Origin of the sequence: Porphyrobacter sp. AAP82, assembly GCF_000331285.1 — a bacterium.
In the GTDB taxonomy this organism is placed as follows: Bacteria; Pseudomonadota; Alphaproteobacteria; order Sphingomonadales; family Sphingomonadaceae; genus Erythrobacter.
Genome location: NZ_ANFX01000037.1, coordinates 20382 through 35408, shown reverse-complemented (window position 1 = coordinate 35408; position 15027 = coordinate 20382). Strand labels below are relative to the sequence as shown.

Below are 15027 nucleotides of genomic sequence, written 5' to 3'. Positions count from 1 at the left end.
TATGGCACGCAAGTTCCTCTATGTCTTCGCCTTCTGCATCATTCTGGTGATCGCAGGCTCGTTCCTGCTGGCGCGCTTCCCGGCCGAGCTGACGCGGCTGGCGATGGTGCCCACGGCGGCCTTCACCCCGGTCACGCCGCTTTCGGCCAATGCCTATGAAGACCCCGGCCTGTGGTATTCGCGCCCCGGCATCGGGGTGAGCGACCCGGCGCGCTGGCAGCCCGCCTATGCCGACCCGGCCGCAGCGCCCCCAGCTCCGGGCTCCGCCCCGGCCAAGCGCGCGCGCGCCTTCGCGGTGTTCTTCGTCCACCCCACCAGCTACGTGAACCGTTCGAGCTGGAACGCCCCGCTCGCAAACGGCGGCGATCCCGAGGCCGAGCGGATCGCCCGCATCTATCTGCGCGGCATGGCGAGCCCCTTCAACGCGGCCAGCGAAATCTGGGCCCCGCGCTACCGGCAGGCGACCTTCGGCGCCTTCCTCACCGACGCGCCCGAGGGCAGGAAGGCCATCGACGCCGCCTTTGCCGACGTGCGCGAGGCGTTCCGCTTCTTCCTCTCCACTGTCGATCCGGGCACGCCGATCGTGCTTGCCGGGCACTCGCAGGGCGCGCTGCACCTGAAGCGCCTGATCGCCGAGGAGGTGAAAGGCACCCCCCTCGCCGCGCGGCTGGTCGCGGCCTATCTGATCGGCTGGCCGGTCTCGCCGTTGCATGACCTGCCCGTCATGGGCCTGCCCGCCTGCACCGCCGCCGACCAGACGGGCTGCGTCATCAGCTGGTCGAGCTTTGCCGAACCGGCCGATCCTTCGCTGGTGCTGGAAGCCTACGAAAGCGCCCCCGCGCTCGACGGCAAGCTGCCGGGCACCGAGCCGATGCTCTGCACCAATCCGCTCACCGGCCTCACCGGCGGCGCGGCGCCTGCCAGCGCCAACCTCGGCACGCTGGTGCCCGAGGACAGCATGGAAAAGGGCGCGCTTGTCCCCGCCCTCGTCCCGGCGCGGTGCGACAAGCGGGGCCTCTTGCTGATCGGGCCGCCGCCCGAAATGGGCAGCTATGTGCTGCCGGGCAACAACTACCACGTCTATGATCTGCCGCTGTTCTGGGCGAACACGCAGGCCGACGTGATCCGCAGGGCGGGCGCGTGGAAGGCCGCGGGTTGATTTTCGAGGACGCGCGCGGCTTTGCCGAGGCGGTCGGCGAGGCGGGCGGCGTGCTGCTCGGGCTCGACCTCGGCACCAAGACTATCGGCACCGCGACCTGCGATGCCGGATGGCGCTTTGCCACCAACGGCACCACTATCAGCCGAGGCAAGTGGGGGCGCGACCGCGAGACGCTCGCCGCGCTTGTCAAAAGCCGCAACGTGAAGGGCATCGTCCTCGGCCTGCCGCGCAACATGGACGGCACCGAAGGCCCGCGCGCGCAGGCCTCTCGCGCCTATGCCCGCAACTGCGCCGAGGCCTTCGTCCTGCCCGTCCTCCTGTGGGACGAGCGCTGGTCGACCCAGGCCGCCGAAGCCGCGATGATCGGCCAGGACATAAGCCGCGCTAAGCGCGCCGCCGCGATCGACAGCCATGCCGCCGCGGTAATCCTGCAGGGCGCGATCGACCGGCTGGCGGGGGGCGTGCTGTAGATGGTCGAGGACGGCATCGGCGAGGTTGTCGGCGATGTCGCCGAGACGGCCATCGACCTGCTGGCCGACATCGGCGCCGATGCTGCCGTCGACGCCTTCGCTCCCGACCGACGCCGCCGACGGGGCTGCTGGCGGCTGTTCCTGATCGTGCTGGTGCTGGCGCTGATCGTGTGGGGCGTCGCGGTGCTTTTCGGGTGACCTGCTAGCCCCTCCCCTTCAGGGGAGGGGTTGGGGTGGGGGCTTTCCCCGAACTGCATCGCTTGCAGGACGTCCCCACCCCCTGCCCCTGCCCTGAAGGGGAGGGGAGACAAGAGTGCCCTCGAAATTCCACCATTGCGCGCCGCCCTCCCCTCGCCCTATGCGCTCCCCCATGAACACGCCTGCCACCCCCCGGTTCGACGCGCGCGAGGCCTCCAAGTGGTTCTTCCGCCATGGCCACACCGGCTGGCTGGGCCTCAGGTTCACCGAACAGGGCGACAACTGGGTCGAGCTGGAACTGCCGTGGCGCGAGGACCTGATCGGGGATTCGAGCCGGCACGTGCTCGCCTCGGGCCCGATCATCAGCCTGATGGACATGGCGAGCGGCATGGCGATCTGGCAGACGCGCGGCACCTTCCAGCCTGTAGCGACGCTCGACCTCAGGGTCGATTACCAGCGCCCCGCGCGCGAGCGGGCAAGCGTGCGCGGCCGGGTCGAATGCTACCGCATCACGCGCTCGGCCGCCTTCGTGCGGGGCATCGCCTATGACGAAAGCCCGGATGATCCGGTCGCGCATGTCGCGGGCTGCTTCATGACCATCGGCGCCGATCCGCGCGAGGCCAATCCGGCATTGCAGGGGGGCGGCGATGCCTGAGGCGCCCATGACATTCGGGGAACTGCCCGCCTATGCCCGCTCGCTCGGGGTAAGGCTGACCGGCGAGGACGAGGGCGGAATGCCGGTGCTGACGGTCGATTTCGGGCCCGTGGTCGAAGGCCGCCCGCAGCACTTCCACGGCGGGGCGACCGCAGGCCTGCTCGAGAATGCGGGCTATGCCGCCTTGCGCACCGCGCTGGTCGCGGCAGGGCGCGATCCGCTCTTGAAGCCGATCAACATCACCGTGCAATATCTCGCCGCGGGCAAATCCGAGGCGAGCTTTGCGGTGGGGCGCATCACCCGGCTGGGGCGGCGCAACGCCAATGTGAGCGTGGAGGCGTGGCAATCGGACCGCGCCCGGCCGATCGCCACGGCGGTCATGAATATCCTGATGGTCTGAAGGGATTTTCCTACATCGCCCGCGCCTGTCAGGGTGGCGGTCATGACGAGTCGCACCGCCCTTTTGCCTGCTTTGGAGAGGGCCTGCGCAAGCCCCGGATTTCCGCCCCTGGACAGTGTCTCATGTGTCTCCAACACGGCCCAAGCTGAACGGCGTTACGGCGGCGACGTGGGCGCGGCGGCGGGTCTGACCACCACCCCGCCTTCGTCGACCCGCACCTCGACCGGCACGCCGTCCTGCCTGAGCGAGACGCCGTTCTCGTCGACCTTGAGGCTGGTGCCATCCTGGCCGAGCGGGATCTCGCCGCCCTCGATCACGTCGAGCGGCTGGACCGGGCCTTCGGGATCGGGGGTGTCGGCAGGCGCGGGCGCGCCCTCGATGCGCAGCGCGCCGGACATGAAGTCGCGCCAGATGCGCGCCGGCAGGCTGCCGCCGGTGACGCCGGCAAGGGGCGTGTTGTCGTCCTTGCCGATCCACACCCCGACCACCAGGTCGCCCGCATATCCGACGAACAGCGCGTCGCGGTAGTCCTGGGTGGTGCCGGTCTTGCCGAAGTTGGCGATGGGCAGCGCCGCCCTGCGCCCGGTTCCGCGGTTGATCGCGGCGCGCAGCATCCCCTCGAGGTCCTCGTGGGTGGCCGATGACATCGACTTGGAGGGCGTGGTCATCCACTCCCACCAGCTCCGCTCGCCGCGCGGGAAGGCGTGGGGCTCGACCGGGTAGGCATTGGCGGCGATCCCGGCATAGGCCGCGGTGAGCTCCATCAGCGTCATCGAGGTCGTGCCGAGCGCGAGGCTCGGGTCGCCCTCGGCCATCGGGGCGGTGATGCCGAGGCGGCGCGCGGTGCGGATCACCTTGTCGCTCCCCACCGCCTGGAACAGGCGGAAGGCGGCGACATTGGAGGAGGAGGCGAAGGCGTCCTCGAGCGTGATCTGGGCCGAGTACTGCTCGCGCGCGTTCCCGGGGCGGTAGGAGCCTTGGGTGACGGGGGTGTTGGGGATGGCGTCGTCCGGCTCCCAGCCTTCCTCAAGGGCGGTGAGGTAGACGAAGGTCTTGAAGGTCGAGCCCGGCTGGCGGCGGGCCTGGGTGGCGCGGTTGAAGGGCGACTTGGCGTAGTCGCGCCCGCCGACCATCGCCACCACCTCGCCGTTGCGCCGCATCGCCACCAGCGCGACCTGCGCGCCCCCCAGCGGCGCGCGCGCAACGATGCGGCTGGCGAGCGCCTGGAGCTTGGAGTCGAGCGTGGTGGTGAGCACCTGCTGCGAGTAGCCCGCCTCCAGCCCCTCGCGCGCCAGCGGCAGCGCCCAGTCGGCGAAGTAGGTGCCGGTCGGCAGGTTGTCGTCGCGGGTGCGCACGTCGATGCGCGGATCGGGCAGCGCCCTCGCCTCGGCGGCGGTGAGGTAGCCCTCGTCCACCATCGACTGCACCACCAGCTCCATGCGCTTCTTCGCCTTGTCGTAATGCTTGGTGGGCGCATAGCGCGAGGGCGCCTGGAGCAACCCCGCCAGCATCGCCGCCTGCTCGGGCCGGAGCTTCTCGGGCTGGCGGTAGAAGTAGTGCAGGGACGCAGCGCGAAGCCCGTACTGGTTGTCGCCGAAATAGGCGTTGGACAGGTAGCGTTCGAGGATCTCGTCCTTGGTCAGCCAGCTCTCCAGCCACAGCGCGATCAGCGCCTCGCGGGCCTTGCGGGTGAGGCTCTGCTCGGGGGTGAGGAAGGTGAACTTGGCGAGCTGCTGGGTGATCGTCGAGCCGCCGCCATAGCCCGTCCACGCCGCCCGGGCGATGCCGCGCGGGTCGATGCCCCAGTGGCTGTAGAACCGCCGGTCCTCGATCGCGATGAAGGCCTCCACCACGTGCGGCGGCAGGTCGGAAACCTTGACCGGCGCCTCGACGATCGCCCCCTGCCGCGCGATCGGGGTGCCGTCGCTGGCGAGCAGCGTGACCTGCGGCGGGGCGATGGGTTCAAGGCTCTTGGAGAGCGGCGCGGTGACGGTCAGCCAGCCGACCAGCAGCGCGAGGATGGCGAAGCTGGCGAGCAGCCCCCGCCCCGACCACCACAGCTTGCTGCGCTTGCGCCAGTAACCGCGCTGCCACCACCTGAGGCGCTGCTTCTCGGCGCCCGCCAGCACCTCGTCGACCAGGCCAAGCTTGGCGTCCCAGTCGTCATAGGCAGGCGTCCCCGACACGCGCGGGCGGGGGAGATCGTCGTCGTCATCCTCGTCGAGGGGACGCATGGATTCATAGGTCGGGAAATACCCGGCAGGCACGCCCGCCCGCTCGTCTGCGCGAGCGCGGGAGCCTTTCCGGAATCGGTCGAAGAACGCCATGGTGAAAGCTGTGTTACCAGCCTAGCACACTGGCGCGCAAGCGAGCGATTAGCGCTTCTTCCCCGCCCCTTCGGGCAGGTCTTCGCCAAACACGCGCTGGTAATACTCCGCCACCAGCGTGCGCTCGGCCTCGTCGCACTTGTTGAGGAACGAGAGGCGGAAGGCAAAGCCGGTCGAGCCGAAGATCGCCGCGTTCTGCGCCCAAGTGATGACGGTGCGCGGGCTCATCACGGTCGAGATGTCGCCGTTCATGAAGCCCTGCCGGGTCAGTTCGGCGACCTTGACCATGTCGGCGATCAGCTTGTCGTCCGCCATCGGCGTCTTGGACTTGACGATCTGCTGCTCAACCTCGGGCTTCAGATAGTTGAGCGCGACGACGATGTTCCAACGGTCCATCTGCGCCTGGTTGATCGCCTGCGTCCCGTGATAGAGCCCGCTGGTATCGCCGAGGCCCACGGTGTTGGTGGTCGCGAACAGGCGGAAGAACGGGTTGGGGGTGATGACGCGGTTCTGGTCGAGCAGGGTCAGGCGGCCATCGAATTCCAGCACGCGCTGGATCACGAACATCACGTCGGGGCGGCCCGCGTCATACTCGTCGAAGGTCAGCGCGACCGGGTGCTGGAGCGCCCAGGGCAGGATGCCTTCCTTGAACTCGGTCACCTGAAGCCCGTCCTTCAGCACGATCGCATCGCGCCCGACGAGGTCGATGCGGCTGATATGCGCATCGAGGTTGACGCGGATGCTCGGCCAGTTGAGGCGGGCGGCGACCTGTTCGATATGGGTCGACTTGCCGGTGCCGTGATAGCCCTGCACCATCACCCGGCGGTTGTGCGCGAAGCCTGCAAGGATCGCCAGGGTGGTGTCGGGATCGAAGACATAGGCGCCGTCGGTCTCGGGCACGTGCTCGTCGCGGGTGCTGAAGGCGGGGACCTGCCAGTCGACATCGATGCCGAAGGTCTCGCGGACATCGACGGTGGTATCGGGCTGGGTGGGCATGGCGCTGGCGCCGGAGGGGATCTTGGTCATTGCGGGCGGACGGTTAAACGGCATGGGCCGAGCCTGCAAGCGGTGGTTTTTCATGTCCGGCCTCGCAATTTGACGAGCGCGCCTTTCGCCCCTGCGGTTCGCGCCTATATTCGCTTCATGCCCGATCCGGTCGAATCGCTGCGCCTGAAACTGATATCGCAGGTGCGCGGGGTGTTTCACGATGCGAGCGCCGGGCAGACGCCGACCCCGCCTTCGGACGAGGCGCTGTTCGTCCGCGATACGCCGATCCGGCAGGTCCATGCCGATATCGTCGGCATGATGACCGGCGGGGTGCGCGCGCTGCTCTTGCAGATGCTCCACCCCCATGCGCTGCAAGGCGTGCTCGATCATTCGAACTTCCGCGAGGACATGCACGGGCGGCTGCGGCGCACCGCGCGGTTCATCGCGGTCACGACCTTCGGCCACCGCGACGCGGCGCTGGGGGCCATCGACCGGGTCAACCGTATCCATGCCAGGGTCGGCGGGGCGCTCCCTGACGGGACGCCCTATCAGGCGACCAATCCGAGGACCCTCGCCTGGGTCCACGTCACCGAGGCGCAAAGCTTCCTTGCAGGCTATATCCGCCACGTCCGCCCCGCGATGCCGGTGGCCGAGCAGGACGAATATTACCGCCAGTTCGCGGTGATCGCCCGGATGCTGGGTGCCGATCCGGTGCCCGAGACCCGCGCCGAGGCCGACCGCATCTTCCGCGAGTTGCGCCACGATCTGGCCACCTCGAAAGAGGCGCGCGAGGTCGCACAGCTGGTGCTCTCGCAGCGCCCGCCCGGCACGCCGCTGGCCGTGCAGACCATGATCACCGCCGATGCCGTCGCCATGCTGCCCGGCTGGGCGGCGGCGATGCTGAACCTGCACCGCCCGGTGCTCACCGCGCTTCCCGCACGCGCCGCCACATGGGGCATGGGCCGCACCTTGCGCTGGGCGTTCCGGCAGGTTTGAAGGGTTCAAAGGGAGAGGGAACCATGGCCGAATTCACCTTCTACACCGTCGCCATGAGCCGCGGGCAGATTGCGCGCTGGGCGCTGCACGAGGCGGGCGCGGATTACGAGCATGTCGTGTTTGACTGGGCGACCCGGCCCGACAGCTTCAAGACCATCAACCCGATGAACAAGGTCCCCGCCCTCGTCCACCACCACGGCGCTCACGACCACATCGTCACCGAATGCGCCGCGATCAACCACTACCTTGCCGAAATGCATCCCGACAAAGGCCTGCTGCCCGACGCGCACGAGAAGGCCGCCTATTTCCGCTGGCTGTTCTTTGCCAACGGGCCGCTGGAGCAGGCGGTGGTTGGCAAGGCGATGGGCTGGGAAGTGCCCGAGGGCAAGCAGGGCATGGCGGGCTTCGGCAGCCTCGATCTTGCGCTCGATGCGCTCGACAGCTGGCTTTCGGCCCATGATTTTGCCGCCGGAAGCCGCTTCACCATGGCCGATACCTATGTCGGCAGCCAGTTCGTGTGGGGCCTGAGGTTCGGCTCGATCCCGGAACGCCCCGCCTTCCGCGCCTATGTCGAACGCATCACCCAGCGCCCCGCCTATGCCGAGGCGAACGCCATCGACGCCGCGATCATCAAGGCGGCGCAGGGGGCCGGACAATGAACGAACTGAGCGTCACCCGCCTCATCGCGGCGCCGCCCGGCATGGTGTGGGACGCGATGGTCAACCGCATGAACGAATGGTGGTGCCCCCGCCCGTGGCGCGCCGAGGTGGTCGCACAGAACCGCGTCCCCGGCGGCCGCAGCGCGATGGTGATGATCGGGCCCGAGGGCGAGGAGATGCCGCAGGAAGGCATCTTCCTCGCCTGGGAGGAAGGCCGGATGTTCGCGGTCACCGACGCGATCACCAGCGATCTCCAGCCGTCGGGCCCCTTCATGATCGGCATCTGGGAAGTAGCGCCCGAGGGTGACGGCACCCGCTACACCGCCCGCGCGCGGCACTGGTCGCAGGAAGCGCGCGACCAGCACGAGGCGATGGGCTTCATCCAGGGCTGGGACGCGGCGGCCGCGCAGCTTGCAGCGCTGTGCGAGGCACGCTGATCAGGCGAAGGCGGCGCTTTTCTTGAGCAGCTGGTAGGCATCGACCACGGCGGTCAGCTGCGCCTCGTGCGCGCGGTCACCGCCGTTCCTGTCGGGGTGGTAGCGGCGCACCAGTTCGGAATAGCGCCGCCGCAGGCGCGTCCGGTCGGTGTCCGAGCCGAGACCCATCACCTCGAGCGCGGCGGCTTCCTCCTTCGAGAACCGCCCGGACATCGCGGCCCTCGCCTCGCGTTCGGCGCGCGACCTGATGCCGCGGGCGCGGGCGCTGATGGCGTCCAATGGGTCGGCATAGTCGGCCCAGCGCGGACCATCGGCGATACCGGCGGTGGGGCGGAATACCCGGCTTTCGGTCTGCCAGCCGGCGATCGGCGACTGCGCGCGCAGGATTTCTTCCGCGCTCATGCCTTCAAACCAGTCATATCCGGCGTTGAATTCGCGCACGTGATCGAGGCAGAACCAGCGCCACTCGCCCGGCCCGTCTGCCCTGTGCGGCCGCCGCCCGGGCGCGCGGAATTCGCCCGCCTCGCGGCAGCCCGGGGCTTCGCAGGCGCGCCCGGGGCTCTCGACGCGGCCGTGGAATCGTGGTGAAGGCATAAGCGTGCTGAATGGCGATTGCCGCCCCAAGTTCCAAGACCCAACCCGCCGCGCAAGCTTGCAAAGAAGGAAAGACCCGATGTCCCTCGCCGAGGAAATGCATGCGCTCCTGACCCGGGCCTTCGCGCCCACCCGGCTCGCGATCATCAACGACAGCGCCAAGCATTCGGGCCACATGGGCGACGATGGCTCGGGCGAATCGCATTTCACGGTGGAGATCGAGGCCGCCGCCTTCGCCCCGATGAACCGCCTCGCCCGCCAGCGCGCGGTGATCGCGGCGCTGGGAGACATCGTCGGCCAGCGGGTGCATGCCGTGGCGATCAGGGCGAGCGTGCCGGAGGCATGACGGGTCTCGATCCCGCCCTGCGCCTGCGCCCGGCCGCACGGCTGATCGTGCTCGACCCCGAGGGCCGCGCGCTGATGTTCCGCTATGATGTGCCCGGCCGCCCGCCCTTCTGGGTGACGGCCGGAGGCGAGGTCGATCCGGGCGAGAGCTTCGAGGATGCCGCGCGGCGTGAGCTGTTCGAGGAGACCGGCATCACCGCCGATCCGGGCGAGCAGATCGCGCGGATGACGCCGCAGTTCGTCACGGTCGAAGGCGAACCGGTGCAGGCGGACGAGCGCTTCTTCCTCGTGCGCGTCGCCGACACGCAGGTCAGCACACAAGGCCACACCGCGCTCGAACAGGCGCTGATGACGCAGCACCGCTGGTTCACGCTCGGCGAGCTGGAGAACTGGCACGAGGCGGTCTATCCGGTGGAACTGGCCGCGATGATCCGGTCTGCAATCGCAACCTGATTGCGCAGGGCCCGCACGCCCGCTAGCCTCTCGCGCAAACGGGAGAGAACATGATGGACTATGCAGGCAAGGTGGCTTGGATCACCGGGGCATCCTCGGGGATCGGCGCTGCGCTGGCGCGCGAGCTGGCCGCAAGGGGCGCGCATGTGGTGCTGTCGGGCCGCGATGCCGCGCGGCTGGAGGAGGTCGCGGCGGATTGCGGCGCCAAAGGAACCGAAAGCCTGATCATCGCCTTCGACGTGCGCGATGATGCTGCGCTGGCCCAAGCCACAGCCAAAGCCATTGCCTGGAAGGGCCATGTCGATATCGCCTTCGCCAACGCCGGCATTTCGCAGCGCAGCCGCGCGCTGAAAACCGCGATGCAGGTCTACCGCGACATCATCGAGGTCGACCTCGTGGCCCAGATCGCCTTCACGCAAGGCCTGATCGGCCACATGGCGGAGCGCGGATCGGGCGCATTGGGGTTCATTTCATCGATCGCGGGCAAGGTCGGGGTGCCGATGCGCACGGCCTACTCGGCCGCCAAGTTCGGCCTTGCCGGCTATGCCGACGCATTGCGGGGCGAGCTGTCGATCAACGGCGTCAGTGTCCACACCATCTACCCCGGCTCGGTCGCCACCAATGTGTCGAGGAACGCGCTCAATGCCGACGGCACGCAGCGCGGGCGCAGCGACAAGGCGATCGACGAGGGCATTCCCGCCGATGTCGCCGCGCGCCAGATGCTCGATGGCATTGCGGTAGGCGAGCGCGAGATCATCGTTGCCGAAGGCGGCGAAAAGATGATGGGCGAGCTGCGCCGCACGCCCGAAGCCCTGTTCGATCAGGTCGCAGACATGGTCGCCAAGGGCTACATGGACAAGCTGGAGCAGCAATGATGAGCTTTGATCTGAAACGCGTCCATCTGCCCAATGGCATCCACCTCGACATCGTCGACGAAGGCCCGGTCGATGCGCCGGTGCTGATCTTTCTGCATGGCTTCCCGGAGAGCCACCGGACGTGGCGGCACCAGATCCGCCATTTTGCAGGCCGCTTCCGCTGCATCGCCCCCGACCAGCGCGGCTATCGCGGGTCCTCGAAGCCGCAAAACGTCGAGGCCTATGCCCCGGCCAATCTGATCGGCGACATCTTCCTGCTCGCCGACACGCTGGGGATCGCGCATTTCACCATCGTCGGGCACGACTGGGGCGGCGCGATTGCCTGGGGCGTGGCGCTCGGCGGGCAACATGCGCGGGTGAACAAGGCGATCATCGCCAATGCGCCGCATCCGGTGATCTTCCAGCGCCTGCTCTACACCCACCCCGTCCAGCGCGAGGCGAGCCAGTATATCCGCGGCTTTCGCGATCCGGCCAATGACGCGCTGGTCAAGGAGCACGGGCTCACCGGCCTGCTGCTCAAGGAAGTGAAGTGGGACCGCCCCTCCGCAATGGAGCCCGAGGAACGCGACCAGCTGCTCCTCGACTGGCAGAACCGCGATGCGGCCTTCGGGATGCTCAACTATTACCGCGCGAGCCCCATCGACGTGCCGGTGATGGATGCGCCTTTCGCCATTCCCGAAGGCTGGACGCCCCCGGCGCTCCCCAAGCTGACCATCCCTTGCCTCGTGATCTGGGCGCTCGACGATCTCGCCCTGCCGCCCGAAAATCTCGACGGGCTGGACGAGATCATCGACCCGCTGACCATCGTGCGCGTGCCCGATTGCGGGCATTTCGTGCCGTGGGAAGCGCCGGATGCGGTGAATGCGGCGATCGAGGCGTTTCTGGCGGCTTAGCCCGCCAGCCACTCCACCCACGCGCCATGCGGGTGGGCGTGGGAGAGCAGGTGCTCCTCGCCGTGATGCTCTGCGCCGTCCCACAGGCGGACGCGCAATTCGTGGCGGAAGGTGGCGGGATCGGTCTCGAGCGCAATCCAGCCGAGCGGCGTTTCGGGTGTCGCCGCCGCACCCTCGGCCGCGAAGGCGGCGGTGATGCCGCTTTGCGTGGCGGCGGGCATGTATTGCCACATGATCGAATGGAACATCACCCGCGCCGTGCCCGGCTCGCGGGGGCGAACCAGCATGGCGGCGGCGAAATCGCCCGCATCGGCGGCGACCAGAGCGGGCGGCTGCCGGGCCGCCAGCGCAATCGCGGCGTCGATCCGCGCCATGCGCATGGCGGCATCGGGCCAGACATAGGCCTTGAGCCGCAGCGCCGCCGCGGGATCGGCGAGGTCGATCGGGGCGATGTCGCAACCCTTCACACCCGTGATCGCGAAATCCGCAGGCGGCGCAGGCGGCGCGGCCCCCTTCCATTCCGGCACGATCCGCATCGGCGAGGCGCAAGGCCCGACCTCGGTATCGCCCAATCGGAAGAAATAGCGGTCCAGCATCGTGTTGACCCCCGCGCTCGCGCCCAGTTCGAACAGATCGAACCGGGTGACACGCACCCGCTGCGCCAGCCACAGCAGCCCTGCCATGATGCTGGCAGAGCGCCCCGCCTCGTTGGTCTGCGGCGGGCCGTCGAGCCACGGCAGCAGCCGCGCATCGAACCTTTGCGCCAGATCGAGCACCAGCGCATCGACCTCGTCCTGATCGGTGATGTCGCCCGAGTAGACCGCCGCCAGCCGCGCGTCGGCGCCGGTCAGCAGCAGATGGTGAAAGCCGCCTGCAATCCTGAGCGGCATCGCGTCCTTCAGCGTCAGGCCCTGCCACCCGGCGATCCGCCGTCCGGTCGCGGTGTCGCTCGCCCGCACTCCCGCCAGCGCGCGGATCACGCGGGCCGTGGCGGGAGCACCGTTTTCCTCGGCATGGCGGGCCTGCCATTCGAGCGCGGCGGTAAAGTCCTCGAGGCCCATGATTCCCGCCTCGCCCGCCGCCATTGCCATTGCCCTTTTTCCCGTCCGACCCTAAGTGCGCCCGCGATCATGACCACCATCGGCCTTCCCGACAATACCGGACAGCTCACCTTCGCTGTCCCCAAGGGGCGCATCCTCGACGAGGCGCTGCCGGTGATGGCGCGCGCCGGGGTGGAGCCGGATGCGGACTTCCACAATCCCAAGAGCCGCGCGCTGGCCTTCGCCACCACCCGCCCCGACATGCGCCTGATCCGCGTGCGCGCCTTCGATGTCGCGACCTTCGTCGCCCACGGTGCGGCGCAGGTGGGGATCGTGGGCTCGGACGTGATCGAGGAATTCGACTACGCCGATCTCTACGCGCCGGTCGATCTCGGCATCGGGCTATGCCGGCTTTCGGTGGCGCGCATGGCGTCGGACACCGACGAGGCGGGCAGCATCAGCCACCTGCGCGTCGCGACCAAATACCCGAGCCTCACCCGCCGCCATTTCGAGGCCGCTGGCGTGCAGGCCGAATGCGTCAAACTGAACGGCGCGATGGAGCTGGCCCCCTCGCTGGGCCTCGCCCGCCAGATCGTCGACCTCGTCTCGACCGGGACCACCCTGCGCGAGAACGGCCTCGTGGAGACCGCGGTGATCCTCGAGATTTCCGCGCGCCTGATCGTCAACCGCACCGCCCTCAAGACCGACCGCCGCGTCGCCGCGCTGGTGGATGCCTTCCGCCGCGAGGCCGAGGACCGCGCCGAGAAAGCCGCCGCATGACTGGAAAGCTCCTCTCCACGCTCGATCCCGATTTCGAGACGAAGTTCGCGCGGATCGTCGATGCGCGGCGCGAGACCGACAGCGATGTCGCGGGGCAGGTCTCGGGCATCCTCCAGGCGGTCAAGGGCCGCGGCGATGCGGCGCTGGTGGAATACACCCAGCGCTTCGACGGCTATGCGCTGGTGGACGAGAGCGACTGGGTGATCACCCGCGAGCGCTGCGCGCAGGCCTATAACGACCTCGACCAGACCTTGCGCGAGGCGCTCGAACTCGCCGCCGCGCGTATCCGCGCCTATCACGAGGCGCAGCTTCCGGCGAACCGCGACTATGTCGATGCGGCAGGCGTCAGGCTGGGCGCGATCTGGCGGGCGGTCGATGCGGCGGGGCTCTATGTGCCGGGCGGGCGCGCGGCCTATCCTTCATCGCTGCTGATGAATGCGATCCCCGCGCGGGTCGCGGGGGTCGAGCGGCTGGTGGTCGTTACCCCCACGCCCAAGGGTCAGTCGAACCCGATGGTGCTCGCCGCCGCGCATATCGCGGGCGTGGACGAGATCTGGCGCATCGGGGGCGCGCAGGCGGTGGGCGCGCTCGCCTATGGCACGCAGCGCATCCGTGCCGTCGATGTCATCACCGGCCCCGGCAATGCCTGGGTCGCCGAGGCCAAGCGCCAGCTTTACGGCGTGGTCGGCATCGACATGGTGGCGGGCCCGTCGGAAATCCTCGTCATCGCCGACGGCAGGAACGATCCCGACTGGATCGCCGCCGACCTCCTCTCGCAGGCCGAGCATGACCCGACCTCGCAATCGATCCTCATCACCGACGATGCGGGCTTCGCGCGGCAGGTGGAAGATTGCATCGACTTGCAGATCACCCAGCTTGCCACCGGCAAGACCGCGCGCGCATCGTGGGATGCGCATGGGGTTATGATCGTCGTCAACGACCTGCTCGCCGAAGCCCCCGCCCTCGCCAACCGCCTCGCCGCCGAGCATGTCGAGATCGCGGTCGATGACCCCGAGCCCTACCTTGCCGCGATCCGCCATGCGGGGAGCATCTTCCTTGGCCGCATGACGCCCGAGGCCGTGGGCGATTATGTCGCCGGGCCCAACCACGTGCTGCCCACGGGGCGCCGGGCGCGCTTTTCGAGCGGGCTCTCGGTGCTTGACTTCATGAAGCGCACCAGCTTCCTCGGCCTCGATGCCGCCGCCTTCGCGCGCATAGGCCCCGCTGCCGCCACCCTCGCCCATGCCGAGGGACTGCCGGCCCATGCCAAATCCGTTGAATTGAGAAACCGATGAACCACCCCGCCCGCTCGCAAGCGCGTTCCGCAGCCCGGCTCGCCGCTGTCCAGGCGCTCTACCAGCAGCACATGGAGGGCACCGCGCTCGCCCGGCTGCTCGACGAATTCCACCAGCATCGCCTCGGCCGCACCATCGACGACGAGGATTTCGACACGGCCGAATATGCCGATGCCGAAGTGCCGTTCTTCGATGACGTGGTGCGCGGCGTCGCTGCGCGCCGCGAGGAGATCGACGCGCTGGTGGCGGGCAAGCTCGCCGCCGGATGGAGCCTCGAACGGCTCGACAAGGCGATGCTGCAAGTGCTGCGCGCAGGCACCTACGAGCTGATCGCCCGCGCCGATGTGCCGGCGGCCGCGGCGATCAACGAATATGTCGAGGTCGCCAAGGCCTTCTTCGACGACCGTCAGGCCAAGTTCGTCAACGGCATCCTCGATGCGGTGGCCAAGGACGCGCGGGGCTGA

Annotated in this window: 19 protein-coding genes; 15 read left to right on the top strand and 4 right to left on the bottom strand. The window is 68.8% G+C overall.

Going from position 1 to position 15027, the window contains the following annotated elements:
* Window position 1 precedes the first annotated feature (1 nt).
* The 5 genes from D620_RS0112000 (at window position 2) to D620_RS0111980 (ending at window position 2882) form a co-directional block, all read left to right on the top strand.
* Complete coding sequence (locus D620_RS0112000) at window positions 2-1159, top strand: DUF3089 domain-containing protein (RefSeq protein WP_017666061.1); 1158 nt, start codon at window positions 2-4, stop codon at window positions 1157-1159.
* Entirely contained in the window at window positions 1156-1629 is a 474-nt protein-coding gene (ruvX, locus tag D620_RS0111995; protein WP_026092177.1) for a Holliday junction resolvase RuvX, read from the top strand. Before D620_RS0112000 ends, ruvX begins: the two co-directional genes overlap by 4 nt.
* A complete protein-coding gene (locus D620_RS0111990; RefSeq protein ID WP_017666059.1) occupies window positions 1630-1827 on the top strand; it encodes a hypothetical protein in 198 nt (65 codons plus the stop codon). It begins immediately after the preceding gene.
* Between the two features lie 172 nt (window positions 1828-1999).
* The gene (locus D620_RS0111985) at window positions 2000-2482 is read left to right on the top strand and encodes a PaaI family thioesterase (protein WP_017666058.1); all 483 of its coding nucleotides are present in this window, start codon (window positions 2000-2002) and stop codon (window positions 2480-2482) included.
* A gap of 7 nt (window positions 2483-2489) precedes the next feature.
* Window positions 2490-2882, top strand: a complete 393-nt coding sequence (locus D620_RS0111980; RefSeq protein ID WP_017666057.1) for a PaaI family thioesterase — start codon at window positions 2490-2492, stop codon at window positions 2880-2882.
* A gap of 155 nt (window positions 2883-3037) precedes the next feature.
* Here D620_RS0111980 and D620_RS0111975 read toward each other — a convergent pair whose 3' ends face one another.
* Both D620_RS0111975 and cobS read right to left on the bottom strand, forming a co-directional pair.
* The gene (locus D620_RS0111975) at window positions 3038-5116 is read right to left on the bottom strand and encodes a transglycosylase domain-containing protein (protein WP_017666056.1); all 2079 of its coding nucleotides are present in this window, start codon (window positions 5114-5116) and stop codon (window positions 3038-3040) included.
* A 141-nt stretch (window positions 5117-5257) separates the two neighbouring features.
* Complete coding sequence (cobS, locus tag D620_RS0111970; protein ID WP_017666055.1) at window positions 5258-6235, bottom strand: cobaltochelatase subunit CobS; 978 nt, start codon at window positions 6233-6235, stop codon at window positions 5258-5260.
* Window positions 6236-6352: 117 nt separating this feature from the next.
* Here cobS and D620_RS0111965 point away from each other — a divergent pair, with 117 nt between their 5' ends.
* From D620_RS0111965 to D620_RS0111955, 3 genes are read left to right on the top strand one after another with little or no spacing between them, the layout of a single operon-like run.
* A complete protein-coding gene (locus D620_RS0111965) occupies window positions 6353-7192 on the top strand; it encodes an oxygenase MpaB family protein (protein WP_017666054.1) in 840 nt (279 codons plus the stop codon).
* Between the two features lie 23 nt (window positions 7193-7215).
* The gene (locus D620_RS0111960) at window positions 7216-7851 is read left to right on the top strand and encodes a glutathione S-transferase family protein (RefSeq protein WP_017666053.1); all 636 of its coding nucleotides are present in this window, start codon (window positions 7216-7218) and stop codon (window positions 7849-7851) included.
* Complete coding sequence (locus D620_RS0111955) at window positions 7848-8288, top strand: SRPBCC domain-containing protein (RefSeq protein ID WP_017666052.1); 441 nt, start codon at window positions 7848-7850, stop codon at window positions 8286-8288. Before D620_RS0111960 ends, D620_RS0111955 begins: the two co-directional genes overlap by 4 nt.
* Here D620_RS0111955 and D620_RS0111950 read toward each other — a convergent pair whose 3' ends face one another.
* Window positions 8289-8882 (bottom strand): J domain-containing protein, encoded by a 594-nt coding sequence (locus D620_RS0111950; RefSeq protein ID WP_017666051.1) that lies wholly within the window; start codon window positions 8880-8882, stop codon window positions 8289-8291. It lies immediately after the preceding gene.
* A gap of 79 nt (window positions 8883-8961) precedes the next feature.
* Here D620_RS0111950 and D620_RS0111945 point away from each other — a divergent pair, with 79 nt between their 5' ends.
* The 4 genes from D620_RS0111945 to D620_RS0111930 are packed head-to-tail and all read left to right on the top strand — an operon-like array spanning window position 8962 to window position 11448.
* Window positions 8962-9228, top strand: a complete 267-nt coding sequence (locus tag D620_RS0111945; protein WP_017666050.1) for a BolA family protein — start codon at window positions 8962-8964, stop codon at window positions 9226-9228.
* Window positions 9225-9680 carry an NUDIX hydrolase gene (locus tag D620_RS0111940; RefSeq protein ID WP_017666049.1) on the top strand — a complete coding sequence of 152 codons (456 nt, stop codon included), beginning with the start codon at window positions 9225-9227 and terminating at the stop codon, window positions 9678-9680. Before D620_RS0111945 ends, D620_RS0111940 begins: the two co-directional genes overlap by 4 nt.
* A 53-nt stretch (window positions 9681-9733) precedes the next feature.
* Window positions 9734-10555, top strand: a complete 822-nt coding sequence (locus D620_RS0111935) for an SDR family NAD(P)-dependent oxidoreductase (protein WP_033376786.1) — start codon at window positions 9734-9736, stop codon at window positions 10553-10555.
* Entirely contained in the window at window positions 10552-11448 is an 897-nt protein-coding gene (locus D620_RS0111930) for an alpha/beta fold hydrolase (RefSeq protein ID WP_017666047.1), read from the top strand. Before D620_RS0111935 ends, D620_RS0111930 begins: the two co-directional genes overlap by 4 nt.
* Here the strand turns inward: D620_RS0111930 and D620_RS0111925 are convergent.
* Window positions 11445-12533, bottom strand: a complete 1089-nt coding sequence (locus D620_RS0111925; RefSeq protein ID WP_017666046.1) for a DUF2332 family protein — start codon at window positions 12531-12533, stop codon at window positions 11445-11447. The two genes, D620_RS0111930 and D620_RS0111925, sit on opposite strands and share 4 nt — an antisense overlap.
* A 45-nt stretch (window positions 12534-12578) precedes the next feature.
* On the opposite strand from D620_RS0111925, the gene hisG reads away from it, so the two are divergent.
* From hisG to nusB, 3 genes are read left to right on the top strand one after another with little or no spacing between them, the layout of a single operon-like run.
* The gene (gene hisG / locus D620_RS0111920; RefSeq protein ID WP_017666045.1) at window positions 12579-13268 is read left to right on the top strand and encodes an ATP phosphoribosyltransferase; all 690 of its coding nucleotides are present in this window, start codon (window positions 12579-12581) and stop codon (window positions 13266-13268) included.
* The gene (gene hisD / locus D620_RS0111915; RefSeq protein WP_017666044.1) at window positions 13265-14563 is read left to right on the top strand and encodes a histidinol dehydrogenase; all 1299 of its coding nucleotides are present in this window, start codon (window positions 13265-13267) and stop codon (window positions 14561-14563) included. The genes hisG and hisD overlap by 4 nt, the downstream gene beginning before the upstream one ends.
* On the top strand, window positions 14560-15027 hold the full coding sequence (gene nusB / locus D620_RS0111910) for a transcription antitermination factor NusB (RefSeq protein WP_017666043.1): 468 nt from the start codon (window positions 14560-14562) through the stop codon (window positions 15025-15027). The genes hisD and nusB overlap by 4 nt, the downstream gene beginning before the upstream one ends.

What these genes read in the sequence shown, in the direction of transcription:
- D620_RS0111930 (WP_017666047.1), top strand. Translation starts at nt 10,552, where the DNA reads ATGATGAGCTTTGATCTGAAACGCGTCCATCTGCCCAATGGCATCCAC.
- D620_RS0111945 (WP_017666050.1), top strand. Translation starts at nt 8,962, where the DNA reads ATGTCCCTCGCCGAGGAAATGCATGCGCTCCTGACCCGGGCCTTCGCG.
- hisD (WP_017666044.1), top strand. Translation starts at nt 13,265, where the DNA reads ATGACTGGAAAGCTCCTCTCCACGCTCGATCCCGATTTCGAGACGAAG.
- D620_RS0111940 (WP_017666049.1), top strand. Translation starts at nt 9,225, where the DNA reads ATGACGGGTCTCGATCCCGCCCTGCGCCTGCGCCCGGCCGCACGGCTG.
- D620_RS0111975 (WP_017666056.1), bottom strand. Translation starts at nt 5,116, where the DNA reads ATGCGTCCCCTCGACGAGGATGACGACGACGATCTCCCCCGCCCGCGC.
- D620_RS0111955 (WP_017666052.1), top strand. Translation starts at nt 7,848, where the DNA reads ATGAACGAACTGAGCGTCACCCGCCTCATCGCGGCGCCGCCCGGCATG.
- D620_RS0111950 (WP_017666051.1), bottom strand. Translation starts at nt 8,882, where the DNA reads ATGCCTTCACCACGATTCCACGGCCGCGTCGAGAGCCCCGGGCGCGCC.
- D620_RS0111990 (WP_017666059.1), top strand. Translation starts at nt 1,630, where the DNA reads ATGGTCGAGGACGGCATCGGCGAGGTTGTCGGCGATGTCGCCGAGACG.
- D620_RS0111935 (WP_033376786.1), top strand. Translation starts at nt 9,734, where the DNA reads ATGGACTATGCAGGCAAGGTGGCTTGGATCACCGGGGCATCCTCGGGG.
- cobS (WP_017666055.1), bottom strand. Translation starts at nt 6,235, where the DNA reads ATGACCAAGATCCCCTCCGGCGCCAGCGCCATGCCCACCCAGCCCGAT.
- hisG (WP_017666045.1), top strand. Translation starts at nt 12,579, where the DNA reads ATGACCACCATCGGCCTTCCCGACAATACCGGACAGCTCACCTTCGCT.
- D620_RS0111925 (WP_017666046.1), bottom strand. Translation starts at nt 12,533, where the DNA reads ATGGCGGCGGGCGAGGCGGGAATCATGGGCCTCGAGGACTTTACCGCC.
- nusB (WP_017666043.1), top strand. Translation starts at nt 14,560, where the DNA reads ATGAACCACCCCGCCCGCTCGCAAGCGCGTTCCGCAGCCCGGCTCGCC.
- D620_RS0111980 (WP_017666057.1), top strand. Translation starts at nt 2,490, where the DNA reads ATGACATTCGGGGAACTGCCCGCCTATGCCCGCTCGCTCGGGGTAAGG.
- D620_RS0111960 (WP_017666053.1), top strand. Translation starts at nt 7,216, where the DNA reads ATGGCCGAATTCACCTTCTACACCGTCGCCATGAGCCGCGGGCAGATT.
- D620_RS0111985 (WP_017666058.1), top strand. Translation starts at nt 2,000, where the DNA reads ATGAACACGCCTGCCACCCCCCGGTTCGACGCGCGCGAGGCCTCCAAG.
- D620_RS0111965 (WP_017666054.1), top strand. Translation starts at nt 6,353, where the DNA reads ATGCCCGATCCGGTCGAATCGCTGCGCCTGAAACTGATATCGCAGGTG.
- D620_RS0112000 (WP_017666061.1), top strand. Translation starts at nt 2, where the DNA reads ATGGCACGCAAGTTCCTCTATGTCTTCGCCTTCTGCATCATTCTGGTG.